Source organism: Bacillus sp. AFS017336 (assembly GCF_002555445.1).
GTDB lineage: Bacteria > Bacillota > Bacilli > Bacillales > Bacillaceae_G > Gottfriedia.
On the sequence record NZ_NUCO01000021.1, the window covers coordinates 207,168 to 232,861 of the forward strand.

At 32.1% G+C, this 25,694-nt stretch carries 27 protein-coding genes; 22 read left to right on the forward strand and 5 right to left on the reverse strand.

The features are described 5' to 3' along the window. Positions 1-466: 466 nt before the first annotated feature. The gene (locus tag CN601_RS12820) at positions 467-667 is read right to left on the reverse strand and encodes a YlaI family protein (RefSeq protein WP_098117702.1); all 201 of its coding nucleotides are present in this window, start codon (positions 665-667) and stop codon (positions 467-469) included. 153 nt (positions 668-820) lie between these two features. On the opposite strand from CN601_RS12820, the gene CN601_RS12825 reads away from it, so the two are divergent. Both CN601_RS12825 and CN601_RS12830 read left to right on the forward strand, forming a co-directional pair. Then, entirely contained in the window at positions 821-1,282 is a 462-nt protein-coding gene (locus tag CN601_RS12825) for a PNPOx family protein (protein WP_098117700.1), read from the forward strand. Positions 1,283-1,425: 143 nt separating this feature from the next. Beyond that, positions 1,426-2,754, forward strand: a complete 1,329-nt coding sequence (locus CN601_RS12830; protein ID WP_098117699.1) for a PhoH family protein — start codon at positions 1,426-1,428, stop codon at positions 2,752-2,754. Positions 2,755-2,814: 60 nt separating this feature from the next. Here the strand turns inward: CN601_RS12830 and CN601_RS12835 are convergent, their stop codons facing one another. After that, positions 2,815-3,303, reverse strand: coding sequence for a hypothetical protein (locus CN601_RS12835; protein WP_098117697.1), 489 nt, complete (start codon positions 3,301-3,303; stop codon positions 2,815-2,817). A 349-nt stretch (positions 3,304-3,652) separates the two neighbouring features. Between CN601_RS12835 and CN601_RS12840 the strand changes: the two genes are divergently transcribed. The 4 genes from CN601_RS12840 to pyc all read left to right on the forward strand — a co-directional run bounded on the left by CN601_RS12840 (position 3,653) and on the right by pyc (position 9,702). Next, entirely contained in the window at positions 3,653-4,051 is a 399-nt protein-coding gene (locus CN601_RS12840) for a hypothetical protein (protein ID WP_142317347.1), read from the forward strand. A 512-nt stretch (positions 4,052-4,563) separates the two neighbouring features. Continuing rightward, complete coding sequence (locus tag CN601_RS12845; protein WP_098117694.1) at positions 4,564-4,854, forward strand: Fpa/YlaN family protein; 291 nt, start codon at positions 4,564-4,566, stop codon at positions 4,852-4,854. Positions 4,855-5,029: 175 nt separating this feature from the next. Further along, a complete protein-coding gene (locus CN601_RS12850; RefSeq protein WP_098117693.1) occupies positions 5,030-6,172 on the forward strand; it encodes an FtsW/RodA/SpoVE family cell cycle protein in 1,143 nt (380 codons plus the stop codon). A gap of 80 nt (positions 6,173-6,252) precedes the next feature. After that, on the forward strand, positions 6,253-9,702 hold the full coding sequence (gene pyc, locus CN601_RS12855; protein ID WP_098171263.1) for a pyruvate carboxylase: 3,450 nt from the start codon (positions 6,253-6,255) through the stop codon (positions 9,700-9,702). Between the two features lie 124 nt (positions 9,703-9,826). Here the strand turns inward: pyc and CN601_RS12860 are convergent, their stop codons facing one another. Next, a complete protein-coding gene (locus tag CN601_RS12860) occupies positions 9,827-10,762 on the reverse strand; it encodes a COX15/CtaA family protein (RefSeq protein ID WP_098171264.1) in 936 nt (311 codons plus the stop codon). Positions 10,763-11,160: 398 nt separating this feature from the next. On the opposite strand from CN601_RS12860, the gene cyoE reads away from it, so the two are divergent. The 8 genes from cyoE (at position 11,161) to CN601_RS12900 (ending at position 19,360) form a co-directional block, all read left to right on the forward strand. Further along, on the forward strand, positions 11,161-12,081 hold the full coding sequence (gene cyoE / locus CN601_RS12865; protein ID WP_098117690.1) for a heme o synthase: 921 nt from the start codon (positions 11,161-11,163) through the stop codon (positions 12,079-12,081). 96 nt (positions 12,082-12,177) lie between these two features. Beyond that, on the forward strand, positions 12,178-13,218 hold the full coding sequence (coxB, locus tag CN601_RS12870; RefSeq protein WP_098117688.1) for a cytochrome c oxidase subunit II: 1,041 nt from the start codon (positions 12,178-12,180) through the stop codon (positions 13,216-13,218). Positions 13,219-13,250: 32 nt separating this feature from the next. Then, positions 13,251-15,107 carry a cytochrome c oxidase subunit I gene (gene ctaD / locus CN601_RS12875; protein ID WP_098117687.1) on the forward strand — a complete coding sequence of 619 codons (1,857 nt, stop codon included), beginning with the start codon at positions 13,251-13,253 and terminating at the stop codon, positions 15,105-15,107. Beyond that, complete coding sequence (gene ctaE, locus CN601_RS12880; RefSeq protein ID WP_098117685.1) at positions 15,107-15,727, forward strand: cytochrome c oxidase subunit III; 621 nt, start codon at positions 15,107-15,109, stop codon at positions 15,725-15,727. The genes ctaD and ctaE overlap by 1 nt, the downstream gene beginning before the upstream one ends. Positions 15,728-15,731: 4 nt before the next feature. Then, positions 15,732-16,067, forward strand: coding sequence for a cytochrome c oxidase subunit IVB (ctaF, locus tag CN601_RS12885; RefSeq protein ID WP_098117684.1), 336 nt, complete (start codon positions 15,732-15,734; stop codon positions 16,065-16,067). Between the two features lie 264 nt (positions 16,068-16,331). Next, positions 16,332-17,225 carry a LysR family transcriptional regulator gene (locus tag CN601_RS12890; RefSeq protein ID WP_098171265.1) on the forward strand — a complete coding sequence of 298 codons (894 nt, stop codon included), beginning with the start codon at positions 16,332-16,334 and terminating at the stop codon, positions 17,223-17,225. A 759-nt stretch (positions 17,226-17,984) separates the two neighbouring features. Beyond that, on the forward strand, positions 17,985-18,884 hold the full coding sequence (gene ctaG, locus CN601_RS12895) for a cytochrome c oxidase assembly factor CtaG (protein WP_098117679.1): 900 nt from the start codon (positions 17,985-17,987) through the stop codon (positions 18,882-18,884). Positions 18,885-18,895: 11 nt separating this feature from the next. Continuing rightward, a complete protein-coding gene (locus tag CN601_RS12900; RefSeq protein WP_098171266.1) occupies positions 18,896-19,360 on the forward strand; it encodes a DUF420 domain-containing protein in 465 nt (154 codons plus the stop codon). A gap of 58 nt (positions 19,361-19,418) precedes the next feature. Here the strand turns inward: CN601_RS12900 and CN601_RS12905 are convergent, their stop codons facing one another. Continuing rightward, positions 19,419-19,790 (reverse strand): YugN family protein, encoded by a 372-nt coding sequence (locus CN601_RS12905; protein WP_098117676.1) that lies wholly within the window; start codon positions 19,788-19,790, stop codon positions 19,419-19,421. Between the two features lie 176 nt (positions 19,791-19,966). Between CN601_RS12905 and CN601_RS12910 the strand changes: the two genes are divergently transcribed. The 6 genes from CN601_RS12910 to CN601_RS12935 all read left to right on the forward strand — a co-directional run bounded on the left by CN601_RS12910 (position 19,967) and on the right by CN601_RS12935 (position 23,729). After that, positions 19,967-21,010, forward strand: a complete 1,044-nt coding sequence (locus CN601_RS12910; RefSeq protein WP_098171267.1) for a CAP domain-containing protein — start codon at positions 19,967-19,969, stop codon at positions 21,008-21,010. A gap of 116 nt (positions 21,011-21,126) precedes the next feature. Further along, entirely contained in the window at positions 21,127-21,540 is a 414-nt protein-coding gene (ylbD, locus tag CN601_RS12915; protein ID WP_179865546.1) for a YlbD family protein, read from the forward strand. Positions 21,541-21,551: 11 nt separating this feature from the next. Continuing rightward, entirely contained in the window at positions 21,552-21,842 is a 291-nt protein-coding gene (locus tag CN601_RS12920) for a YlbE-like family protein (RefSeq protein WP_098117671.1), read from the forward strand. A gap of 64 nt (positions 21,843-21,906) precedes the next feature. Beyond that, positions 21,907-22,479, forward strand: coding sequence for a histidine phosphatase family protein (locus CN601_RS12925; protein WP_098117670.1), 573 nt, complete (start codon positions 21,907-21,909; stop codon positions 22,477-22,479). A gap of 61 nt (positions 22,480-22,540) precedes the next feature. Next, on the forward strand, positions 22,541-22,996 hold the full coding sequence (locus CN601_RS12930; RefSeq protein ID WP_098117668.1) for a YlbF/YmcA family competence regulator: 456 nt from the start codon (positions 22,541-22,543) through the stop codon (positions 22,994-22,996). A 460-nt stretch (positions 22,997-23,456) separates the two neighbouring features. Beyond that, complete coding sequence (locus tag CN601_RS12935) at positions 23,457-23,729, forward strand: YlbG family protein (RefSeq protein ID WP_098117667.1); 273 nt, start codon at positions 23,457-23,459, stop codon at positions 23,727-23,729. Between the two features lie 140 nt (positions 23,730-23,869). Here CN601_RS12935 and CN601_RS12940 read toward each other — a convergent pair whose 3' ends face one another. Next, positions 23,870-24,259, reverse strand: a complete 390-nt coding sequence (locus tag CN601_RS12940) for a DUF7147 family protein (protein ID WP_098117665.1) — start codon at positions 24,257-24,259, stop codon at positions 23,870-23,872. A 367-nt stretch (positions 24,260-24,626) separates the two neighbouring features. Between CN601_RS12940 and rsmD the strand changes: the two genes are divergently transcribed. Both rsmD and coaD read left to right on the forward strand, forming a co-directional pair. Beyond that, positions 24,627-25,184, forward strand: coding sequence for a 16S rRNA (guanine(966)-N(2))-methyltransferase RsmD (gene rsmD, locus CN601_RS12945; RefSeq protein ID WP_098171268.1), 558 nt, complete (start codon positions 24,627-24,629; stop codon positions 25,182-25,184). A 16-nt stretch (positions 25,185-25,200) separates the two neighbouring features. After that, complete coding sequence (gene coaD / locus CN601_RS12950) at positions 25,201-25,692, forward strand: pantetheine-phosphate adenylyltransferase (RefSeq protein WP_098117662.1); 492 nt, start codon at positions 25,201-25,203, stop codon at positions 25,690-25,692. Positions 25,693-25,694 lie beyond the last annotated feature (2 nt).

Genomic DNA, 25,694 nt, shown 5'->3' on the forward strand with positions numbered 1-25,694 from the left:
TCGAGCCTCCTTCCGTTCCAATCAACTACTTCAAAATAAAAAAGCATGCAATAAAGCACCTTATTAATCTCATTTATTTTGAGAAAAATAGAAATTAAATACTCGGTTATTTTGCTACCATCGGTAAATCGTCTCCTTATAAATTAATAGATGAATCTTCTACAAACAATTAGTATCTCAATAATGAGATTCTGAAAAAGAGGTCTTTTCTAAAGTTTGCTGGTATGCCCAAACAAATTATCTATTAAAACAAATCAATAACAACATTAAAAGAAATATTACCATCAAATCTCAACACTTTGAAATATATAGAAATTAATCTAGGTTTTTTTGTTAAAACTATTTTTGGTTTGCCAACCAAAATAGCAGCAGCTCACAGTTTATGAACAAAACTCACTCATTTATGCACAAATACAGCAACTCACAAAAAAAAGAAACCTAATAGGTTTCTTTTTTCATATTCTGATTACCACTCGTCATTATCCTTTACAGGTTTTAAGAAACGGAACTTTCCTGTTGCAATTCTTTGTTCAGTTTTAATTTTAATTCGATCGTGGCACTCGGAGCATGTATATGTATGGATCGGACGATTTCTTAGTTTTTTAGCAATAGGGGACTCGTCGCTAATTGATTCGCTTTTATCACAAATCATGCATTTAACTCTCATGTGAAATTTCTCTCCTTATATATGTAACTTAAGTTAACATAATTATAACAGGTTTTAGAATATATTTTTAGAAAACAGTGGTTTTAGCAGGAAGTTTTAAAAAAACTTTGAATTATATTAGTATACTCTTTATTTAAAGGAGATGAAATAGTGATGGCAAACAGTATTGAGAAAACATTGTCACCGGGTTTGTTTGAAGACTGCAATAAAGAAAAGATTGTTTTTTTAAGTACATTTAACACCGAAAAGAAAGTTCCAATTATGAATGCAATTTCTTGGTTTACTGCTTTAGATGAAAAAACAATTCGTTTTGCTGTAGATCAAAGATCCGCAATTTTATCGAATATTGAAGCAGTTAATGGAGTGTCATTCAGCTTATTTTCAAATGAGGCAGTTTACAATATTTCTGGTAACGCAAAAATTCTAACGAAGCAAATGCCTGGGATACCGTTGAAATTAGCTTGTATAGAAGTAGATATAAATGAAGTGAAAAATATATTGTTTTATGGCTCTAAAATAACAGCCGAACCTGAATATGCAAAAACATACGATGAAAGGGCGGCAAAAAAGTTAGATGTAGCTGTTTTAAACGGACTAAGATCCTTTGAACATTAAAAACTATTCTAAAGTAGAGAGAGTTTCATATAATATATAAACGGTTCGTCCATTCTTCGACAATTAACAAAAGGTAAGAACAATCAATTTAGAAATAAATTTAATGATTCTATTCTGAGTTATTTGAGTCAGGAGGTTAAGGATTGAGTAAAATATATGTTCTCGACACCAATGTACTATTGCAAGATCCACTAGCAATCTTTTCATTTGAAGATAACGAAGTAGTTGTACCAGCTGTTGTATTAGAGGAAGTTGATTCAAAGAAGAGATATATGGATGAAGTAGGTCGTAATGCTAGGTATGTATCCAAATTAATTGATAGCTTTCGAGAACTAGGGAAATTACATGAAAGTATTCCTCTTGAAAATGGTGGTTCGTTTAGAATTGAATTAAATCATCGTTCGTTTCAGCAATTACAAGAGATATTTGTTGAAAAAACGAATGATAATCGCATTTTAGCAGTAGCGAAAAATTTATCTCTTGAAGAAGAGGCAAAAGAAAATGGAAAAACTGTCATCTTAGTAAGTAAAGATACATTAGTTCGTGTTAAAGCGGATGCCCTTAATTTATTTGCAGAAGATTATTTAAGCGACAGAGTGGTTGAAGTCGACCATATTTATACCGGGTATTTGGAGTATTACATAAATACAGATTTATTAAATAAGTTTTACGAGAAGACTGAGCTTCCGGTTTCGGATATTGCAAATCATCCATTTTATCCTAATCAATTTATCGTATTAAAGGATGCTCTAGGCGGTAAAAGTTCAGCACTTGGCGTTGTTGATAAAACGGGAACAAAAATTAAGAAATTCGTTTTTTCAAACGAACATATTTGGGGTATAAGACCTAGAAATGCTCAACAATCAATGGCGTTAGAATTACTATTACGCGACGATATCCCACTTGTAACATTAATCGGTAAAGCCGGTACTGGAAAAACATTATTAGCTTTAGCGGCAGGATTAATGCAAAGTGAAGACCTACAAAGTTATAAAAAATTATTAGTAGCTAGGCCGATCGTTCCAGTAGGTAAAGATCTTGGTTATTTACCAGGTGAAAAGGACGAAAAACTAAGGCCTTGGATGCAACCAATATATGATAATCTAGAATATTTGTTTAATACTAAAAAACCTGGTGAACTAGATGCTATCTTAGCTGGAATGGGCTCAATTGAAGTAGAAGCTTTAACTTATATAAGAGGGAGAAGTATCCCAGAGCAATTTATTATAATTGATGAAGCACAAAATCTAACAAGACACGAAGTAAAAACGATTTTAACTCGTGTTGGTGATAAGAGTAAAATCGTATTAATGGGAGACCCTGAACAAATTGATCATCCTTATCTAGATGAATACAATAATGGATTAACATATGTAGTTGAAAAATTTAAGGATCAAAAAATAAGTGGCCATGTAAAATTAATTAAAGGTGAACGTTCTTCAATCGCACAGCTTGCAGCTGATCTTTTGTAGAACCACAAGAATAAAAACTAAAACATCTTACCAGTTATATTTGGTAAGATGTTATTTTTGCTACAATATAATTTTCACTATTGAAGTAATCGGGTTATCCTTATTTGAACCATCAACAAAATACAAGTGAACTGGCCCATTTTCAGAAATTCGTTTACCATTGTATGAAAAGGCTAAATAACTTTCATATAGCACTTCAAAAGGTAATTTGATTACTCCACGATCTGTTTCAACTGTAACTTCTGAATCGCGACTTTTAGGTTTACTATTATCGATAAAATACGAAAATGGCATCGCATACGATTCCTTAAGCCATTCTTTTTTCTGAGTAGCAAATAAAGGACTATTATCCACCTTCGCACCTTCAACAATTTCACGATCCCAATGCTTTGAAACACTTTTAGTATATTGTTCAAGCTCATCAACCTTTTTTAATTCACCAGCTAACAAACTCTCTAATTTAACTTTTCTCTCATCAAAAATCCAAACACTTGGATCAATCGTCAACGGAAATTCCACGTTACCAGTTAATTGAAAAACTTCACTCATACTATAAAACCCCTTCTATGTACTAAGTCTCTTTATAGTGTACGACTATTCAATGAAAAAAGACAATCAAATGAACGGAAATAGGACTGAAATTCGTTTAAATTCATTTAACTAATTAAATATTCAGGAGCATAAAATCCAAGTTACCTATTTTAAGGGAATTCCATATTCATCAAATGTTTCAATGTATTAACAACATAGATGATCATTAAAGGATTCGATGGAATTAAAAATTATTTGTTCTTCAAGCTTTGATGAACATCATGAGACAAATTAATTCCCAATATGTAAAAAAGATTTACGTTTTTGTTAGGAGATATACTTACTTAGATTGTAGATAAGGGGGATCATGATGAATTCCAACATTAATAAAATAAACGAGAGTGATTGGCATGACTGGGAATTTGAAGAAATAAAAATAGATTACAGTAACGTAACAATAGTAATAGAAAGTTCAAGTACAAATAAAACAGTGGTTAATATAATTTGTAAGAATCATATCGGATTTGATTATATTGGTCATTGGGACGAGGCTGTTATTGAAGACATTAATATTGATACAGAAGGAGATTTAATAGAAAAATCATTATCCAAAATAAAAAGTAATTATGGAGATCAACCTAATACTATTGGAAATGAACGTGATTTTCAAGGTGAATGGTTACAAGTAAATATTCAACTAATAGATGGTGTTACTATTAAAGTTGTATGCCAAGATGTTGACACATTAATACTTAATTACAATTAAATCTTTTTCATTAAATGCATGTATTAGTTGTGCAACATAGTCGGCTTATAGTCGATTTTTCTATTGAGGTAAAGGGCAGTATAATATTGTCGCTAAGATACTTAGTTAATTAACCTTAATTTAGTCATAAAGATCAACATATTTGTTTAGTAGAGATAATAATTTGAATAAAAGATAAAATAGAGATTAATAAGAAGGTTGAGTGGAGCGTAAGTTACTCGACTTCTATGAGGATTACGGGAAAACTAAAGACTTCGCAGGAATGCCTTATGACCCTGTTCTAGCCCCATAAAAAGCGAACAACCGGAGCGGAAATCAACATACATCTTTTCAGAAAACTAGCTAATTATAAATTCAGCGTTTTATTATCTAAGAAAACTTTAATAATTAAACTGTTGCAATAATAAAATTATCTAAATTACATATTTGTAAAACTTATGATTTAAGTTGATTTTTCCTTAAAAGAACTATAATATTAAATAGATAGCTTGTACGGAAGCGGAGGGAGAAAATTGAGGTCTGATGCTGTAACAGATTACAAAGATAAAGCATTTGAATTATTAAAAAAAGATGCTGAAAAGATTTTAAAATTAATAAATGTGCAACTTGATCATTTAACAATGCCACAATGCCCTCTATATGAAGAGGTTTTAGATACTCAAATGTTTGGTTTATCAAGGGAAATTGACTTTGCTTCTCGATTAGGTTTAATTGAGGTAGAACAAGGTAAAGAACTTCTTTCTGAACTTGAGCGACGACTATCTGCTTTGCATGAAGCGTTTACAGATCAAAGGAATAAATAATATTTGTAACAAAAGTTCAAACAATTAATGTTTGGGCTTTTTTTTGTGAATTTTTTTAATTGTTATAAGTATTAAATCTATTAATCTATGTTACAATGTTTTTATTTATAAAGGGAATTTAGGAAAATAGTTGAATACATAAAGTATAATTAATCAAAGCAGGGATGATTAAATAATGTTAAAAAAATATTTGAAAAATATTGATTATATGATTTTTGTGCCATTAATAATTTTATGTTTATTTGGTTTAATCATGGTGTACAGTGCAAGTTCACCGTTACCATCTATTAAGTATCAAAGTAAACATTGGCCAGATGATTATTTCTTTAAAAAGCAATTAATAGCTTTTGAAGTAGGGATGGTTGTATGTTTATTCTTAATGTTTGTACCTGCAACTTTCTTTAGAAAGCGTATTGTGATGATTTTAAATGTAGTAATAAGTATTGCGCTTCTTGTGGCTGTTTTACTATTTGGTGAAGTTAGAAATAACGCTAAAAGCTGGGTTTTTGGTATACAACCAGCTGAGTTAATAAAATTAGGCTCTATTATTCTATTAGCCGGTTGGTACTCAAAAAGACAAAAGAGAATAACAAAAAACTGGAAGATGCTATTTGCTCCATGGGTAATTGTAGCATTGTATATTATTTTATTACGATTACAGCCTGACACGGGTACAGCTTTATTAATTATAGGAACTTGTGCAGTCGTATCGTTTTGTAGCGGTTTTATTGTTAAAAGACTAATTCTCTTATTTGTAGGCGGGATTGGATTACTCTATCCATTAATTAGTATATGTATTAGTTTAGGTATTGGATTAACTGATGTACAAGTTAACCGATTTTTAGCATTCCGAAATCCTTTTGATTATGCTCAAGGGATTGGATTTCAAATCGTAAATTCGTTAATTGCATTTGCAAATGGTGGATTTACAGGAGTTGGATTAGGAAAAAGTATCCAAAAATTAGGCTATTTACCTGAACCACACACTGATTTCATTTTAGCGATTATCGGCGAGGAAACAGGTTTAATAGGCGTTATTGTTGTTATTTTATGTATATTTATGATTGTTTGGCGAGGGTTGCTAATTGCTCATAAATCAAATGATTCATTTGATTCATTATTAGCTACAGGAATTAGTGCGAGCATCGTGATTCAATCATTTGTAAATATTGGAGGAGTTACATCGTTAATTCCACTTACTGGTGTTCCTTTACCATTTGTAAGTTACGGGGGAACCTCATTAATCGTTATGCTCTCTATGGTTGGTATTTTAATGAATATTTCAATACGTAATAAGATTAACAAAGAAACTTTATAAATTCTTTAATCATGCATTTTTAAAAAGTTTATTCTTAATTTATTGATAATTATCTTTCATATAATACAGGAGGCTTAAAAATGACTTACACGAAACAGATTAAAAAAGTTCTAGTAGCTAACAGAGGAGAAATAGCAATTCGAGTATTTCGAGCATGTACTGAGTTAGGTATTAGAACAGTTGGTATTTATTCTAAAGAAGATGAAGGGTCATATCACCGTTATAAAGCTGACGAAGCATATATTGTTGGTAAAGGTAAAAAGCCAATTGATGCTTATCTAGATATTGAAGGTATTATTGAAATAGCAAAGAAAAACAATGTTGATGCAATCCATCCAGGTTATGGGTTTTTATCTGAAAATATTAAATTTGCCGAGAGATGTGAAGAAGAAGGAATTACTTTTATTGGACCACACTCAAGACATTTAGATATTTTTGGCGATAAAATTAAAGCAAAGCAGCAAGCACTTAAAGCAAATTTACCAATTATTCCAGGTAGTAACGGTCCTGTTGAGTCATTGGATGATGTTAAGGGATTTGGTGAGACTTTTGGATTCCCAATTATCATTAAGGCTGCTTTAGGTGGTGGCGGTCGTGGTATGAGGATTGTACGTACAAATGCTGGTGTAAAGGATGCATATGAACGTGCAAAATCTGAAGCAAAAGCTGCTTTTGGTAATGATGAAGTTTATGTTGAAAAATTTATTGAAAACCCTAAACATATTGAAGTTCAAATAATTGGGGACAATCAGGGGAATATCATTCATTTATTTGAACGCGATTGTTCTATTCAAAGAAGACATCAAAAATTAGTTGAAGTTGCACCTTGTACTTCTATTACTGAAGAGCTTAGAACTAGAATTTGTGATGCAGCAGTTCAACTGATGAAAGAAGTAGATTATGTAAATGCTGGAACTGTAGAATTTTTAGTTTCGGGTAATGAGTTTTATTTTATTGAAGTAAATCCTCGTGTTCAAGTTGAACATACAATTACTGAAATGATTACAGGTGTTGATATTGTTCAAACTCAGATCTTAATAGCACAAGGAAATGGTATACATAGTGATAAAATTGGCATTCCATTACAGGAAGATATTCCAAGAATTGGATTTGCCATTCAAGCACGTGTTACGACAGAAGATCCACTAAACAATTTTATGCCAGATACAGGTAAGATTATGGCATATCGTTCAGGTGGAGGATTTGGAGTACGCTTAGATACTGGTAACAGCTTCCAAGGTGCTGTTATTACACCATATTATGATTCGTTATTAGTAAAAGTAACTACACATGCTTTAACATTTGATGGTGCAATTGCAAAGTTAAATCGAAACTTAAAAGAGTTCCGTATTCGTGGTATTAAAACAAATATTCCATTTTTAGAGAATGTAACGACACATCCAGATTTCTTGTCTGGTGAATATAATACTTCATTTGTCGATTCATCTCCTGAATTATTCGTATTTGCAAAACGAAGAGACCGTGGAACAAAATTATTAAATTATATTGGTAACGTGACTGTTAATGGATTTCCTGGAATATCTGTTAATGAAAAACCTACTTTTGATGAGATTATCTTACCAAATGTAGAGCATATTAAAGTACCTGAAGCTGGAACGAAACAATTATTAGACAAATTAGGCCCAGATGAATTTTCAAAATGGTTAAAAAATCAATCAAATGTGTTATTTACTGACACTACATTTAGGGATGCTCATCAATCGCTTCTTGCAACGAGAATTCGTTCAAAGGACTTAACTACAATAGCAGAACAAACGTCTAAATTATTACCTAACTTATTCTCTCTGGAAATGTGGGGAGGCGCAACTTTTGATGTTGCTTACAGATTTTTAAACGAAGACCCATGGGAAAGACTATTAAATTTAAGAAATCAAGTACCGAATGTTTTATTCCAAATGTTATTCCGTGGATCGAATGCAGTTGGATATAAAAATTATCCAGATAATCTTGTTAGAAAATTTATTGAAGCATCAGCTCAAGCTGGAATTGACGTATTTAGAATATTTGATAGTTTAAACTGGGTTAAAGGTATGGAAGTTGCGATCGATGCAGTACGCAATAGCGGAAAGCTTGCTGAAGCATCAATTTGTTACACAGGTGATATATTAGACCCAACAAGAACAAAGTATAATCTAGCTTATTATAAAGAGCTTGCAAAGGATTTAGAAGCAGCTGGTGCGCATATACTTGCTATTAAAGATATGGCTGGTTTATTAAAGCCTCAGGCAGCTTACAATCTAATTAGTGAATTGAAAGATACAGTAGATTTACCAATCCACTTACATACACACGATACGAGTGGAAATGGTTTATATACTTACGTTAAAGCAATTGAAGCTGGCGTTGACGTAGTAGACGTTGCAATTGGAAGCATGTCTGGATTAACATCTCAGCCAAGTGCAAATAGTTTATACTATGCTCTTCAAGGTTCAAATCATGAGACGAATTTAAATATTAATGGTTTAGAACAATTATCAACGTATTGGGAAGGCGTACGTAAATATTACACTAGCTTTGAAAGTGGAATGGTCTCCCCTCATACAGAGGTATACCAACACGAAATGCCAGGTGGTCAATATTCTAACTTAAAGCAACAAGCTAAAGGTGTTGGCTTAGGAGATCGATTTGAAGACGTTAAAGATCTGTATGGTAGAGTAAATCAACTATTTGGAGATGTAGTTAAAGTTACACCTTCTTCTAAAGTAGTTGGAGATATGGCGTTGTTTATGGTTCAAAATAATTTAGATGAGGATTCAGTTTACGAAAAAGGTGAAAACATTGATTTCCCAGATTCTGTAATTGAATTTTTTGAAGGTCAATTAGGACAACCTCATGGTGGATTTCCAAAGAGTTTACAACGTATTATCTTAAAAGGTAGACAACCGTTAACAGAACGAGCTGGGGAGTCATTAAAGCCGATTGATTTTAAAGATGTTGAAGAATATTTATTCCGTTCACTAAATCGTCAAGTTACAAACTTTGATATATTGGCTTATTGCTTATATCCGAAAGTGTTTATGGATTATCAAAAAAATGTAGAAAGTTATGGTGATTTATCAGTACTAGATACACCAACTTTCTTCCATGGCATGAAACTAGATGAAGAGATTAAAGTTGATATTGAGCGTGGTAAAACGCTGATCGTTAAATTAGTTTCAATTGGACAAGCACAGCCTGATGGAACAAGAGTGATCTATTTTGAATTAAATGGTCAGCCACGTGAAATCGTAATTAAAGATTATTCAATTAAATCAACTGTCGTTCAAAAAAGAAAAGGGGATGCTAGTAATCCGAACCATATAAATGCAACAATGCCAGGTACAGTTTTAAATGTACTTGTTAAAAAAGGCGATGTTGTTGAAAAAGGTCAAACATTAGCAATAACTGAGGCAATGAAAATGGAAACAACTGTACAATCACCATTTACAGGCGTTATAAGAGACATTTTAATCGCTTCTGGAGAAGGTATTTCTACAGGTGATCTATTAATTGAGTTAGAACAAAGATAATTAACGAACGAGTTTAAGAGTACTTGGGCAGGAACTTTACACCCAAGTACTCTTTGCTTTGTTAATTTTTGAAATGAATGAAAAAAGGTATTTCTTCTACGTAACTGTAGAAGAAATACCTTTTTTATGAGATGTTTTTATTTTGAAGTAAATTTGCATCTGAACTTTTACTTCTAGTACAAACTAAACTTTGGAAACTGAAAATCGCAAATAAGCAGGAAATTAAAATAACATGTGTTAAAGCTACATAAATGTTTAGATTTGTATAGATAATCATAGCTCCGCAAATCACTTGAAGCGTAACTAGGATAAGAGAAACAACCCATCCAAGATAAATACCACGTTCGTTTCGATAGTACTTAAATGCATGTACAAATGCGATCACAATCCATACGAATAGAAGAAAGGCTGCAAAACGATGTCCCATTTGAATCCATTCGTGGAGTTGAGTTGGAATACCATTGTTTACTTTACTGCAAAGCGGCCAGCTAGGACATGCTAAACTAGCATTTTCATGTCGAACAAGAGCCCCTGTATAAACTACTAAGTATGAATAAATCCACAATCCATAAGTATGAAATTTCATTTTTTTACCGACATAAAAAGTATTTCTTTGGTAATTACGGTCTTGTTCGAAAATTAATAAAGTCAACATAACTACAGCTGCGAAGCAAATTAGAGATATACCAAAATGAATTGCTTTAACTGCAGGGATTTGTCCCCAAACGACAGCAGCAGCTCCGATTAATGCTTGAGCTACTAAAAAAATACAAGATATAATTGCTAAAAACTTTGTTTCTCTTTTATGAGGAATCGTAATCCAAGCAAGCACTGCCAATAATAGAACAAATATTCCGGCAAGGCCTGATGCAGCTCGATGAGATAACTCAATTACAGTTTGAATCGTTAAATGATCAGGAATAATTTGGCCTTTACATAGCGGCCATGATCTACCACAGCCAAGTCCAGAATTAGTCTTTGTTACGAGTGCCCCACCCAATAAAACAATTAAAAGTATGAATGAGGTTATTAATGATACCCCTTTTAAAACACGTAGCAAAGTATACACACCCACTTTTATAAAATAATAATAATTTTAAAATTTATTTATTAAAAAAATTATTCTGCAAATAATACTTCTATATCATATAAGATTCCGACATAAAATTCAAAGGTAACCTTCATATTTAGACATAATATTTGTTTTTTCTTCGCTTTGAATGTATTCATTTCTAAAATATAGAAATAATTAATTTTATAATTAAATAGTATTTAGTATTGAAAAGATATGCTGTATACGTTAAAATTTTTTTGAAACGTACACAATTTTGTCACATATTTATCACAAAAATTTCATTCAATTTAGTTTAATAGAAGTATATTTAAATTAATATTTCATTTTAACCATAAAAAAATGGGTATGAAAAATGAAGTTTTGAAAAAAAGAGGAGGATTGACTTGGAACAATTAGCTAATAATGTTTCTAACAACGGAGAAACTAATCATCCTTCTAGTTCACTAAAGAAAGATCTACTTTCTTTAATGAAAATAGGGATCGTAAACTCTAATATACTTACAACGTTTACAGGTATTTGGTTAGCAATCCAGATTAATGGATTAGATATATTGGATTCTTTACCAAAGGCGATTTTAACAGTAATTGGATCGTCGTTGATTATTGCAGGATCATGTGTAATCAATAACTATATTGATCGCGATATTGACCCGTATATGGAGCGAACTAAAAATAGACCAACTGTAACTGGTAACATCAAACCAAGTGTTACTATATCTATTGGTATTATTTTATTAATTCTTGGCTTCACATGTATGGCTTTCACAACTTTAATGGCTGTTGTATATGCATTTATTGGTGCATTTACATATATCGTACTATACACTCTTTGGACGAAACGTAATTACACGTTAAACACAGTAGTAGGTAGTATATCTGGTGCAGCACCCCCATTAATTGGATGGGCAGCAATCGATGCGAACTTGCATCCAATTGCTTGGATGCTGTTTTTAATCATGTTTATATGGCAACCACCGCATTTTTTAGCACTTGCGATGAGACGTTCTGAAGAATACAAAAGAGCGGGAATTCCAATGCTACCAGTGGTTTACGGATTTGAAATGACGAAACGTCAAGTGATGATCTGGGTATTATGTTTATTACCACTGCCATTTTACATGCAAGCTCTAGGTTTACCATTTATTATTTTTGCAACAATATTGAATATTGGATGGGTTATTTTAGGATTATATTGTTATAAACAAAAGGACGATCAAAAGTTCTCGAAATTAATGTTTATATACTCGATTAACTATTTAACTCTTCTATTTATGTCAATGATTGTGTTTACAATTTCGTTTTAATTAGGGGTATTACGGGGGATTTTTTTATTGTTTGTTTAATCTTATTTTTAAAATAAGAGTGAAACACTTTAAATTGAAAGAGGGGGAAGTATACTTATGAAACATTGGCGATTAGTCTCGCTAATTTCCTTGATAGCAGTTATTTTGAGTGCATGTGGACATGCAAATCAATCTACACTGAATCCTCAAGGTGAAGTAGCAAAAATGCAATACGATCTAATGAAGCTAAGTACGATTATCATGGTATTCGTTGTTGCTGTTGTAACAGTACTTTTCCTTTACGTGATCGTGAAATATCGTCACCGTAAAGGAGAAGAAAATATTATTCCAAAGCAAGTAGAAGGAAATCATATTTTAGAACTTCTTTGGACTATTATTCCTGTTATTTTACTTATCGTATTAGCAGTACCAACAGTATCACAGACGTTTAAGCTTTCAGATGAGAAGCAAATTACAAAAGATGAGAAGAAAAAGGATGCAATTGTTATAAATGTAAACGCTCATCTTTTCTGGTGGGAATTTGAATATCCTAATCAAAAATTTGTAACTTCTCAAGACATGTATATTCCGGTTGGGAAAAAAGTTATCTTAAACCTTAAAGGTCAAGATATCAAACACTCATTCTGGGTACCATCATTAGCAGGTAAACTTGATACAAACGTTGAAGGTGTAAACAAAATGTGGCTTTCAGCTGATAAAGAAGGTACATATAATGGATTCTGTGCAGAGTTTTGTGGTCCTTCACATTCATTAATGCAATTTAAAGTTAAAGTTGTAAGTCAAGCTGCTTACGATAAATGGTTGGCTGATATGAAAAATCAAAAAGGTCAAGCTGTAACAGCAGATGCTCAAGAAGGTGAAAAAATCTTCAAACAAAGCTGTATTGGTTGTCATGCTGCAGATGCAAATGATACTAGACCACCAGCTGCACGACTTGCTCCAAACTTAGCGAACTTCGGTGATCGTGATATGGTTGCTGGTATTGCTAAAAATAACGAAGCAAACATCAAAAAATGGTTAACTGATCCAGAATCAATGAAACCAGGTAACCTTATGGCAGGTAAATATGGTGATTTAACTTCAGATCAGATTGATAAGTTAACTGCATACTTAACTAGCTTGAAAATTGCAAAATAATTTAATGGATATGAAGCAAAGGGGGTAATACTGTGAGTTCTGTAGCGAAAAAGAAACCACTATTGTGGGACTACTTAACGACAGTCGACCATAAGAAAATTGCTATCCTGTATTTAATCGCAGGCGGATTCTTTTTCTTAGTTGGTGGAATGGAAGCGTTATTTATTCGTATACAATTAATTAAGCCAGACAACACCTTTTTAGTAGGTGATGCTTATAATCAAGTATTAACAATGCATGGTACAACAATGATTTTCTTAGCGGCGATGCCGATGATTTTTGCTTTCTTTAATGCGGTAGTACCTTTACAAATAGGTGCTCGTGACGTAGCATTCCCGTTTTTAAATTCTTTAGGTTTCTGGTTATTCTTCGTAGGTGGAGTATTCTTAAACTTAAGTTGGTTCTTAGGTGGAGCACCTGACGCAGGTTGGACATCTTATGCGACACTCGCTCTACAAAGTAAATCTCATGGTGTAGACTTCTACTTATTAGGTCTACAAATTTCAGGTATTGGTACATTAGCAGGTGGTATTAACTTCTTAGCAACGATTATTAACATGCGTGCTCCAGGGTTAACATACATGCGTATGCCCCTATTTACTTGGACTGTATTTGTAACATCAGCACTTATTTTATTCGCGTTCCCGGCATTAACAATCGGGTTAGCATTATTAATGTTTGATCGCCTATTTGGAACAGCATTCTTTGATGCTTCATTAGGTGGTAACTCAATGATCTTTGAACATTTATTCTGGATCTTCGGACATCCGGAAGTATATATTCTTATTTTACCGGCATTTGGTATCTTCTCTGATATCATTCCGGCTTTCTCAAAGAAACGATTATTCGGATATTCTTCAATGGTATTCGCTACAGTATTAATCGGTTTCTTAGGATTCATGGTTTGGGCTCACCATATGTTTACTGATGGTCTTGGCGCAGTAGCAAATGCAATATTCGCTGTTGCAACAATGGCAATTGCAGTTCCTACAGGTGTTAAAATCTTTAACTGGTTATTAACAATGTGGGGCGGACAAATTCGTTTTACAACACCAATGCTTTGGTCAGTGGCATTTATTCCATCATTCGTACTAGGTGGGGTAACAGGTATTATGAACGCAGCAGCTCCTGCTGACTATCAGTTCCATGATAGTTATTTCGTAGTAGCTCACTTCCACTACGTAATCGTAGGTGGGGTAGTATTTGGTTTATTTGCTGGTGCACACTACTGGTGGCCAAAAATGTTTGGTAAAATTTTAAATGAAAAATTAGGTAAACTAACATTCGCATTATTCTTTATCGGTTTCCATTTAACATTCTTTATCCAACATTTCTTAGGTTTAATGGGTATGCCTCGTCGTTACTTTACATACTTACCAGGACAAGGTTTAGATACTGGAAACATGATCAGCTCAATCGGAGCTATGTTCATGGGTCTTGCGACAATTGTAATGTTAATCAATGTAGTTTATACAGCAATTAAAGGTGAGAAGGCAGATGCAGATGCTTGGGGTGTAGGTCGTACCCTTGAATGGACAATCTCTTCTCCGCCACCAGAATATAATTTTGCTCAAATTCCATATGTACGTGGATTAGACGCTCTATGGGTAGAGAAAATGGAAGGGAATGGCAAAATGACACCTGCTGAACCACTAGGTGATATTCATATGCCAAACTCATCTATTCTACCGTTCGTTATGTCTATAGGCTTATTTATTGCAGCATTTGGTGCAATGTATAATGATGAATTAAAGAACCATACAGCAGTTGGAGTATTAGCTCTTGGTTTATTCATCACTTTCGGTTCAATGTTCTTACGTTCTTGGATTGATGATCATGGATTCCATATCCATAAAGAAGATATAGCAGATGAGGGGGTTGAGGCATAATGGAAATGCAAAAGTTTACAGCTGAAACGTTTCCTCATAACCCTGAAAAAGCTACAGAAGAAGGTAAAAATAAATTCTTAGCATTCTGGCTATTTCTTGGTGGAGAAACTGTATTATTCGCATCATTATTTGGTACTTTCTTAGCATTAAGAAACTCTACTGCTGGTGGAGCTAGTGCTTCAGAAATGTTCGAACCTAAATTAGTATTCATTGCAACTATGTTACTTTTAACATCATCACTTACAAGTGTTTACGCAATGTACCACATGAAAAACTTTGAACACAAAAAAATGATGTTATGGTTAGGAATTACTGTTTTATTAGGTCTAGGATTTTTATTATTAGAAATTTACGAATTTAGACACTATATGCACGAATATCATTTTACAATTAAGAGTAGTGCATTTGGTTCTTCATTCTATACTTTAGTAGGAACGCATGGTGCCCACGTATTTGTTGGTTTACTATGGATCACTACTTTAATGCTTCGAAATGGCGGAAGAGGTTTAAATTTACACAACGCTCCAAAGTTCTATGTAGCTAGTTTATACTGGCACTTTATCGACGTAGTGTGGATTTTCATCTTTACAGTAGTATACTTAATGGGAATGGTGGGATAAGAATATGGGTGCAAGCTCTCATCAAGAACGAAATCAAGTTGAATTAAAGTATCATCGTCGTAAACATGCAGAAGAAATGAAGCAACAATTAATTTCATTCGCTTTAATGATTATATTAACTCTAGCATCATTTGCAGCAGTACTTTACCGTGATAAAATGGATCCATATTTTACAGTACCATTTATTTTATTACTTGCTGTTGTTCAATTAGTGTTCCAACTTTACTATTTCATGCACATGAAAAATAAAGGTCACAGCACACAAGCTTTCTTCCTATATTCAGGACTTACTGTTGCTGTTATTACACTATTGACATTCTTAACACTTATCTGGTTATGATGAAAAAAAGGAAGTGAATTTTATTCACTTCCTTTTTTTATTTTTAGATTTTTAAAGAAGATTTTTTTAATGCTATATTGAAGTTTAAATAAAGGACTTCTTGGCTTCATAGTTTAATCGTTTTTATAGTTGATTGACCTACTCCAACTTTAGTTGCATAATGAATGTGTCCATTTAAAATACACCACTTTTTCCTGTTGAGAATGTATACAGTTTCAATTGAGTGAAAAAATAAATGTGTAAACTAGTATCCGAGGAGAAATTATGAATTTTGAGCAAATGGAATATATAGTGAAAGTTGCAAGTGAGAAATCTATACTTAAAGCTGCAGAAAAATTACATATAACAAGTTCGGGACTTAGTCAATCAATCTCTCAATTAGAGAACGAATTGGGAATAACTATTTTTAACCGATCAAGAAAAGGAACATTTCCTACTGAAGAAGGAAACATTTTAATTAATAGAGCTAGTGAAGTCTTACAATTAATTAGTAAGTTAAATGAAGAGTTATTTGATTATAAAAACAACAAAAAGGTACATTTGAAAATAGTAGCTACTCCTACTTTTTCAACAGTACTTCAACGTGCATTGAACAGAATTAATGTTGAGCACCCTAACGTAACAATTGATATCGAGGAAAAAGATCCAGCATTAATAATGGAAACGATTAAACACACTGAGTATGACTTTTGCTTTTTCCCTCAAGATTTAGAAATATTAGAGAGTGAAAAAAATATTAACTATGATTTAATTCGGACTGATCAAGTTCATGTTATTGTTAGTAAAAACTCCCCACTCTATCATTTTGAATTCGTAACACATGCTGATGTATTAAACATGGAAACAGCATGCTATTCCATCTATTCTAATTATTATTATTCTAAGTTAATTAAAATGAATAAAAATAAAATCAAGTTTACTACAAACAGCATGAGTATTCTTACAGAGGCTGTTAAAGAACATAATGTATTTGTCTATTCAAATGAGTCAGGAGCTAAATTTCATCCGGACATTATCAGTGGGATTATAAAATCAATACCTTACAAAGAAAACAATGAATTCGTTTTTAAAGATTTGTGGGTCATCTATCCTAAAAATAAAAAACTTACTGACATAAGCAAAATATTTATCGAAATCGTTAAAGAAATAGCCACGTAATGATACGTGGCTCAAGTTGTTGAAAAAAGAGCTTGGCAATTAATCAACAATATTTATCAATTTAAAGGAAGCTATATGATGTTGATTTCCGCTACTGCTCGTTATCCATGGGGTGAGACCTTGGGCCTCCTTTAGCGCGCCTGCGGGGTCTTAGGCTTCCCGCATTACCCATAGGAGCCGGGCACCCTTTCGTTATAATATTTTATTACTCCGTCTGTTACCACTCTATCTAATAAACTAATAAATTGAACGTAGCCTTCTAACATTTATCTTCTTGAATATTTTAAAATCTGAAAAAGATAATAGAAACAAAGATTTAACTATTGACTGTTATATATTTCATCACTTAAGAGATACGAACAGATTCGTGTCTATTGTTTTAATTAATATTTTTCAAGTCAAACTAGCCATAATGTATTTAATTTAATGAAGACTAAATTGCATCTAACCAAGTTTGTTCAAGATATGTAATATAACATGGTTAGCAAGATACAATAAAAATCATTTAAATAAGCATAACGTTTTCACATAGTATTTTAATTTGAATAAAACGTTATTACTGTTATAATTTAGTAGTATAATAGTTTGGATAATTACATCAAATATTATATGATAGTCATAATGCATAAATTTTTTTTGCCTTGTAAAGGTTTTTGTTAAAAGCCCCAAAATCTACAATAATTTTACATAGTCCAATATTAATTTAAGCATTAGGTAAAAATAGTAAGTGTGAATAGAATAAATAAAGGGTGTGCATTCATGATTAACTTAGGGATGTTCGGGTTTAAAGCACTTTGGAGTCCGTATTTATTTGTGTTTTTAGTTTTAGTCACTTTGGGGTATTTTTACATAATTAATAAATACAAAGATAAAGAGCACATAACTGAAACTAAGCAAAAAGTGTATTTTATTCTTGGAATTTTGTTAGTTTATATTGCCCAAGGTAGTCCAATTGATTTAATAGGTCATATTATTTTTAGTGCACATATGACTGAAATGGCTGTTTTATATTTAGTTGCACCGATCTTTTTAATTATTGGTATTCCAAATTGGTTATGGAGAAACATACTTAAACCAAAGATCGTTAACATTTTCTTTACGATTGCTACGAAACCATTAATTGCTTTAATTATTTTTAATGTAGTATTTTCTATTTATCATTACCCACTTGTATTTGATACTGTAAAAACGAATACAGTTTATCATTTCTTATTTACAAATATATTATTTTTCATGGCAGTATTTATGTGGTTTCCTGTTATTAATAACTTACCAGATAGACAAACTTTATCCGATATTCAAAAGATCGGTTATATGTTCGGAAATGGTATTTTATTAACTCCAGCATGTGCACTTATCATATTTGCAGGTCATCCATTTTACGCAACTTATAATGATCCGGCAGTGTGGAGTAAGGCGATGGAATTGTGCGTATCACCTGATTTACTAAAATCGTTAAATATTTCTGGTCCAGAAGTATTTAACTTTATGTCTGCTAGAGAAGATCAGCAGGTTGGTGGAGTTATTATGAAAATTATCCAGGAAATAGTTTATGGCTGTGTTATAGGTTATAATTTTTTCAAGTGGGCTAGAAGAGAACAAAATGGAAATAAAATTGATCCAATCAGTAGTAATCCATTATTGCTTAAAAAATCGTAGGGGTGGAAATTTTGAATTCGTTACCAATTTTACCGACAATAAGTACAAGCTTTATTGTCATTAGTGCTATATTTGTTGCAATTGGCTGGTATCTTATTGCCAAAAGAAAAGTAGAGGCACATAAGAAAGTCATGTTCTTCGGTGGAGTATTTGCACTTGCATTCTTCATTATATACGCATCAAGAACAATCTTTATTGGGAATACTTCTTTTGGGGGACCAAAAAGCTTAAAACTGTATTACACCATATTTTTAGTTTTCCATATATTCTTAGCTACAACAGGCGGTGTATTTGGACTAGTATCAATTATTTCAGGGTATAAAAACAAATTGAAGCTTCATAAAAAAATTGGTCCAATTACAAGTATTATTTGGTTTTTTACAGCAATTACAGGTGTGATCGTTTATTGCTTACTGTACGTATTCTACAAAGGCGGAGATACTACTTCAGTTATTAAAGCTGTTTTAGGATTTTAAAAAAATAAAAGAGTGAGTAATGGAAGTTGTACTTCTTTTTACTCACTCTTTTTAATAATTATAGAATAATGAACTTACTTACAAGAGAAATTTGCTCTTCTGCTTTTTTAAGTAAGCTTTCACTTTTTTCAACGATACTTTCTGGGAAGTTCTCACCTTCACCGTATTCTACACCGTGCGGATAATAGTATTTACCTAAAAGTGGAGTAAGTAATTGGATTTTACCTTTACTTGACTCAACATGTCCTTCAACAGCGTACCCTTGAACACGTAGGTAGTATATTTCGTTACGTTGTTCAAATTTATAATCGTAAGTTACTCTTTGGTAATCCCATTGACCTGCAAGGACAAAGCCTAGTTCTTCCATGATTTCAGTTAATAAATTTACATTTACTACATGATTTTCTAAATTTGTATTCTCAAATTTCATGTTATTACCCCCTAAATTACTTAGAAAAAATCCCTACTAATATAATATTATCAATGACAATAATTAGCAATGAAAAGCTGATAAATGTATTTTAACTAATTTATATATTTTTTTGAATAATTTGGCTACAATGGATATATAAAGTTAGAGTTAACAATTGGGAAGGGAAGATATTAATGGAAAAACTTATAAAACTTTTCTTTTTTACAATAAGTTTTATAACGGTTTTTATGTTCAGCCCACTTATTAAAGAGTGGATTACCAATGTATCCTCGTTAAAACATTATCAAAGAGTAGAAGATGTGAATATGCCAATGATTGAAAACGCAAGTACTAAAAATGTAAAATATTCTGTATCTCAGTATATTGGTAAAAGCGAACAAGAAATCATAAAAAATTTTGGAAAACCGTCAAGAAAAGTTCCCTCTCAATATGACTATGATTGGTTAGTTTATGATTCAAATGCTTTAAAGTATACTCAATTTGGTGTACTCAACGGTAAAGTAGTAACAATTTTTGTTGCCGGTAATGATGTTGATATCTCACCATTCGTAATGGGAAGCCACTATGAAGAAACAATGGACAATGTCACAGTCCACGATAAAGTTTCATTTTCGATTTTAAATAATCAATATACTTTTAAATTAACACCGTCAGATTTACATGAACGACCTCTAGTATCATTAAGTAATTGTTTTGCTCAACTTTATTTTGACCGTTTTACTGGCAGTTTATTAGGTATTCGTTATTTATCACCTGAAACTTTAGTTAAACAAAAACCGTACGAGCTAATTTATAGTGGAAATTTAATAAACGCCAAAAAATTAAATACACTCCAAGAAGCAATTGTAGATCGTGAAGAGGAAAAACAGATATTTAATTTGACGAACGTCTATCGAAAAAGAATGAATTTAAGTACTTTAAAATGGAATAGTGAGGCTGCTAAAGTAGCTCTAGGTCATAGTAAAGATATGGTTCAAAATAAATATTTTGATCACTACTCAAATTTATATGGCAGTTTATCTGATCGCTTAAACGATGCAAATGTTCCATATAGATTAGCTGGTGAAAATATTTCAGCTAATTATGTAGATGGTATTGCATCTGTTTATGGATGGATCAATAGTAAAGGCCATCGAGAGAATATGTATAAGAAAGAATATTCTACACTTGGTGTTGGTGCCTTTGATAAATATTACACTCAAAATTTTATAAAATAATGACTAAAATCAAGCAAAAGCGAAAGTTGGTGCTTGATTTTTTTATTTCCATACAAGCACAAAATTATTCATTAGACATAATTTTGTAGTAAATGCTTTTAATTGGAGTGATACGAATGGGAAATGAAAATAGTCGTCCATCGATCGAACAATTTAGGCAATTCGTTATGGAGCATCCGAAACTTCGAGAAGAAGTAAAAACTGGAAATAAAACATGGCAGCAATATTTTGAGGACTGGTACTATAAAGGTGAAACTCATGAGATGTGGGATGATTTTAGGAATGATGGTAACAAAAAGTCCGAAAAGAAAACTGCCAAAAAAGAAGAATCAGAAGAAGGGTATGTTGGAAAGGTCATTTCATTTGTAAAAAATTTAGATCCAGATCAAATACAAGACCATCTATCAAATGTAAATTCAACATTAACTAATATACAACAACTAATTTCGCAATTTAAATCTCCAGCTACTTCAACGAGTCAAAGAGAAGAAAAGCCAGCGTCACAACAATTTAATTTTAGACAGGATTGAGGAGATCTCTAATGAGAAAAGATATTTTAGAATTTCTTCAGAGTGAAGAAGATTATATTAAATATATTAGACAACAGCCTAAATGGTATCGTAAACTTGCTAGAAATCCTGAGCTAACAAATGAATTTAGACTGGCATCACTTGAATTCTTTGGTAAAACAATTCCACAACGAGTTGATAAATTGTCAAATCAAGTTCAAATGGCATCATTTATGATTGACATGTTCCAAGTATTTAAAGAACAGCAAGATGTAAGTAGCGAAACTTCGGATAATGAACCGAAGGAAGATAAAAAGGATTAATAGTTCAATCTGTCATAGCTTTTTGCTACAATGGAGAAAGCAAGTTTCGAAAGGAGTAGTAGTTATGACAGAAATTTGTTTAGTAAGACATGGACAAACTGATTGGAATTTTAACAATATTATTCAAGGAAGAGAAGATATTCCTTTAAATACGATTGGTAAGCAGCAGGCTAAGGATAGCGCACTATACTTAGGTAATCAAAAGTGGGACACAGTTATAACAAGTCCGTTAGTTAGAGCGAAGCAGACTGCAGCGGCAATTGCGGAGTTTGCTAAAATAGATGAAATAATTGAAGATGAGCGATTTTTGGAAAGAGAATTTGGTGAAGCAAGTGGAAAACCTGTTTCCGATTATCACGAAAACATTTATAATAATAATGTAGAAGGAATGGAAACAAACGAGGAATTAATTGAACGAGCATTTAACGCATTAAAAGAAATTGCTCAAACCAATGAAGGAAAGCGTGTTGTAATTGTTGCCCATTCACATACTATCAAAGCAATTTTACATGCAATTGATCCTGAAAAAGTTACTTTTAGGACAACTTTAAAAAATGCATGTGCGAATTTTATAGAATTCAAAGATGGAAAATGGAAGATAAATGAATTTAATATTTCTGATCATATAAAAGCTTAGGTCAAGTTCTTTTATTTAAGGATTTAAATGTGATATAGTTTACTCTTGGAGGTGTAAGGAAATGTATGCAACAATGGAAACCTTGCAACTTATTTCAGTCTCAGAAGAACTTGCTTCAATGATCGTACACTCAGATGTTGCAGATCAATATCGGGCTTCATATATTGCTTTAAATAATGATCTAACTGCTCAAGAGATCATTAGCCGTTTTACGAAAATGAAAGATTTATACGAGGATGTCCAACGATTTGGAAAATATCATCCAGATTATAAAGAAATTCGTAAAAAAATGAGTGAAGTGAAAAGAGAGCTACAATTAAATGATACTATCGCTGCTTTTAAGCAAGCGGAAGATGCAGTTCAGTTACTTTTAGATGAGACAAGTTATTTAATTGCTCAGTCTGTATCACCATCAGTAAAAGTACCTGCGGGAAATCCATTCTTTGTAAACACAGGTGGAGGATGTAGTACAGGTGGCTGTGGTACAGGTGGAAAGTGTGGATGTAAAACGAAGTAATAACATTTAAAAGGCTCATTATTTAAAATAGTGAGTCTTTTTTTATTTACGAAACCTAGTGCAATTGGCACAATTATTTCCACAACAAAACATTTTTTTATTTGGAACGTAAAATCGATGACTAAAAACATAATTGTTATTGTCTTTTCTGACAAACTCGACTCGATAAATTAGTTTGAACTGTTCAGTGATTTTTTTCGAGCAAGAAATAAGGTGTTTTTTTATGGATTCATCAGTAAGTAAATTGTCGGATTGGATATATAAAAAATTTGTGCCACAAATTAGTTTGTTTGAATAGTGGGTAATTTGTTTATAATTTGAAATACAGCTAAAAAATTGCTCCCAAACATCATCTAACATAATTTTCAATCCTTTCTAAAAACTATTTATGAAAGTTTCGTTGCAAAAGAAATTTGGGATATGATATTCTATTTTTAACGGATTTTTAAAGGAGAAAGCTATGTTCGTGCAAAGACAAGGTATTATTATTTATTTACAATCATTAAAACAAGCAAAAATGTTACGTAAATTTGGAAATATTCACTTTGTCTCTAAACGTTTGAAATACGTAGTCCTATATTGCAATATGGATGATATAGATCGAACTGTAGAGAGATTGAAAAAATTTCATTTTGTAAAACGAATTGAATTATCATATAAACCTTTTATTAAGACTGAGTACGAGAACTCAAAACCAGATGAAGCAAAGGAATATGATTATCAAGTAGATTAAAAACGATTGAATGGTATTGATTAATTTAGGAAGGGTAATCCCAAACTTAAATTAAAAAACCGTTCAATCGTTTTTTTTAGGCAGGGATAAGGGCCTTAAATCCTATTCTTGCATGCCTTCTTTTAGTTGGCTTAAGCCTTTTACTTCATCGGTGGTATTAAGTGGTTTAATCGGAGTATACCGATAATGTATTGATGGAATAAATCATTTTCATGAAATGAGCTAGAGTGTCTAATGTGTAATGTAATAATCTCTTTGTTTAAGGTTGTAGCTAATTCTTCACAAAGCTCTTCTCGCTTCGTTATTTTTTCTTCTTTTAGTGTAATACCCTCTCTACAATAATATATTGGTTGAAATTCCCCAATAGAAGTAGGGTTTAATATAACTGCAAATGAGCAGCATTTTGTGCCATTGTTTTCTGATGTTAATTTAAGAAGATGTTTAACTCGATCTTTTTGTGATGTAGCAATTTCAAAAAGTTCATATAGATCTGAGTATCCTTCTCCAATTTCAATCATGCGTTGAATCATGAGTGCTCCCCCTTAAAACATAAATACGATTATGTGTGTCTAAAATAGTGATGATGACAAATGCAACATTTATTCTACAGGATTCAGGCATAAAAAAAAACCCCGCAAATGCAGGGCCCCTCTTATTAAAGTGTAATCACTAAAAAAGAAGGCAAAGGGAGAGGAGAAACCGGAGGAAGAACTTATGGGGAAACGTAAGTCTTCTCCGCGGTTGGCAACAACATCAACTGAGATGTTGTTAAAGTTAGTTATTACCAAAGTGAATGATTTTATACATTAGTAGGAGAATATGGAAAGAAATGTTTTTGTTTCTGGAAAATTGTGATAGGATATTTTCGTAAAAGAAATAAATAGTAGGTGTAAATATATGAGAGTAGTGTCAGGTAAAAATAAAGGTTTAAGTTTAAAAGCAGTTCCAGGAATGAGTACTAGACCGACAACCGATAAAGTAAAAGAAGCAATGTTTAATATTATTGGTCCATATTTTGAAGGTGGTATAGCACTAGATTTATTTGGTGGAAGTGGTGGGCTATCGATCGAAGCTCTAAGTAGAGGGATGGAAAAAGCAATTATCGTTGACCGCGAAATGAAAGCTATTAAAACGATTAAAGAAAATTTAGCAACTTGTAATCTGTCAGATCGTGCGGAAGTATATAGAAATGATGCTGAGAGAGCTGTTAAAGCCATTATTAAAAGAGAAATTCAATTCGATTTAATTATTTTAGATCCACCTTATAAAAAGCAACAAATTGTTTCATTAATTGAAACTTTTGACGATAAAAATCTACTTTCCTTAGATGGGACTATTTTAGTAGAACATGCCACTGATATCGAATTACCAGAAAAAATAGGGAAATTTGAACGAACAAAAGCAGAAAAATATGGAATTTGTGGCGTATCAGTGTATCATACTTGTATGGAGTAATTTTAGGGGGTAAAAGATGAAACGTGTTGCAGTTTGTCCTGGGAGTTTTGATCCGATTACTTTAGGACATTTAGATATTATTAAGCGTGGAGCTAGAGTATTTGATGAGGTCATCGTTGTTGTATTAAATAACTCTGCTAAAAATTCTTTATTTACTTTAGAAGAAAGAACAGAATTAATTGCAGAAGCAACTAAATCAATACCAAATGTGCGTGTTGATTCTTTTAGTGGATTATTAATGGATTACGCGAAAAAAATAAATGCTTCTGCGATCTTAAGAGGTCTTAGAGCAGTATCAGACTTTGAGTATGAGATGCAAATTACAGCGATGAACAAAAAACTAGTAGATGAAATTGATACTTTTTTTGTCATGACAAATAATCAATATTCATTTTTAAGTTCTTCAATTGTGAAGGAAGTCGCTAAATATGGTGGTAATGTAAAAGATTTAGTTCCTGAATGTGTGAACAATGCATTAACAGATAAATTTTTGAAACCTCAAGTTTAATT

Coding starts and splice junctions, on each gene's coding strand:
- coxB (WP_098117688.1), top strand. CDS start 12,178: ATGAAACATTGGCGATTAGTCTCGCTAATTTCCTTGATAGCAGTTATT.
- CN601_RS12930 (WP_098117668.1), top strand. CDS start 22,541: ATGTATGCAACAATGGAAACCTTGCAACTTATTTCAGTCTCAGAAGAA.
- CN601_RS12820 (WP_098117702.1), bottom strand. CDS start 667: ATGAGAGTTAAATGCATGATTTGTGATAAAAGCGAATCAATTAGCGAC.
- coaD (WP_098117662.1), top strand. CDS start 25,201: ATGAAACGTGTTGCAGTTTGTCCTGGGAGTTTTGATCCGATTACTTTA.
- CN601_RS12840 (WP_142317347.1), top strand. CDS start 3,653: ATGATGAATTCCAACATTAATAAAATAAACGAGAGTGATTGGCATGAC.
- rsmD (WP_098171268.1), top strand. CDS start 24,627: ATGAGAGTAGTGTCAGGTAAAAATAAAGGTTTAAGTTTAAAAGCAGTT.
- CN601_RS12940 (WP_098117665.1), bottom strand. CDS start 24,259: ATGATTCAACGCATGATTGAAATTGGAGAAGGATACTCAGATCTATAT.
- ctaG (WP_098117679.1), top strand. CDS start 17,985: ATGATTAACTTAGGGATGTTCGGGTTTAAAGCACTTTGGAGTCCGTAT.
- CN601_RS12920 (WP_098117671.1), top strand. CDS start 21,552: ATGAGAAAAGATATTTTAGAATTTCTTCAGAGTGAAGAAGATTATATT.
- ctaE (WP_098117685.1), top strand. CDS start 15,107: ATGGAAATGCAAAAGTTTACAGCTGAAACGTTTCCTCATAACCCTGAA.
- CN601_RS12825 (WP_098117700.1), top strand. CDS start 821: ATGGCAAACAGTATTGAGAAAACATTGTCACCGGGTTTGTTTGAAGAC.
- CN601_RS12890 (WP_098171265.1), top strand. CDS start 16,332: ATGAATTTTGAGCAAATGGAATATATAGTGAAAGTTGCAAGTGAGAAA.
- CN601_RS12910 (WP_098171267.1), top strand. CDS start 19,967: ATGGAAAAACTTATAAAACTTTTCTTTTTTACAATAAGTTTTATAACG.
- CN601_RS12925 (WP_098117670.1), top strand. CDS start 21,907: ATGACAGAAATTTGTTTAGTAAGACATGGACAAACTGATTGGAATTTT.
- CN601_RS12905 (WP_098117676.1), bottom strand. CDS start 19,790: ATGAAATTTGAGAATACAAATTTAGAAAATCATGTAGTAAATGTAAAT.
- pyc (WP_098171263.1), top strand. CDS start 6,253: ATGACTTACACGAAACAGATTAAAAAAGTTCTAGTAGCTAACAGAGGA.
- CN601_RS12935 (WP_098117667.1), top strand. CDS start 23,457: ATGTTCGTGCAAAGACAAGGTATTATTATTTATTTACAATCATTAAAA.
- ylbD (WP_179865546.1), top strand. CDS start 21,127: ATGGGAAATGAAAATAGTCGTCCATCGATCGAACAATTTAGGCAATTC.
- CN601_RS12850 (WP_098117693.1), top strand. CDS start 5,030: ATGTTAAAAAAATATTTGAAAAATATTGATTATATGATTTTTGTGCCA.
- ctaF (WP_098117684.1), top strand. CDS start 15,732: ATGGGTGCAAGCTCTCATCAAGAACGAAATCAAGTTGAATTAAAGTAT.
- CN601_RS12835 (WP_098117697.1), bottom strand. CDS start 3,303: ATGAGTGAAGTTTTTCAATTAACTGGTAACGTGGAATTTCCGTTGACG.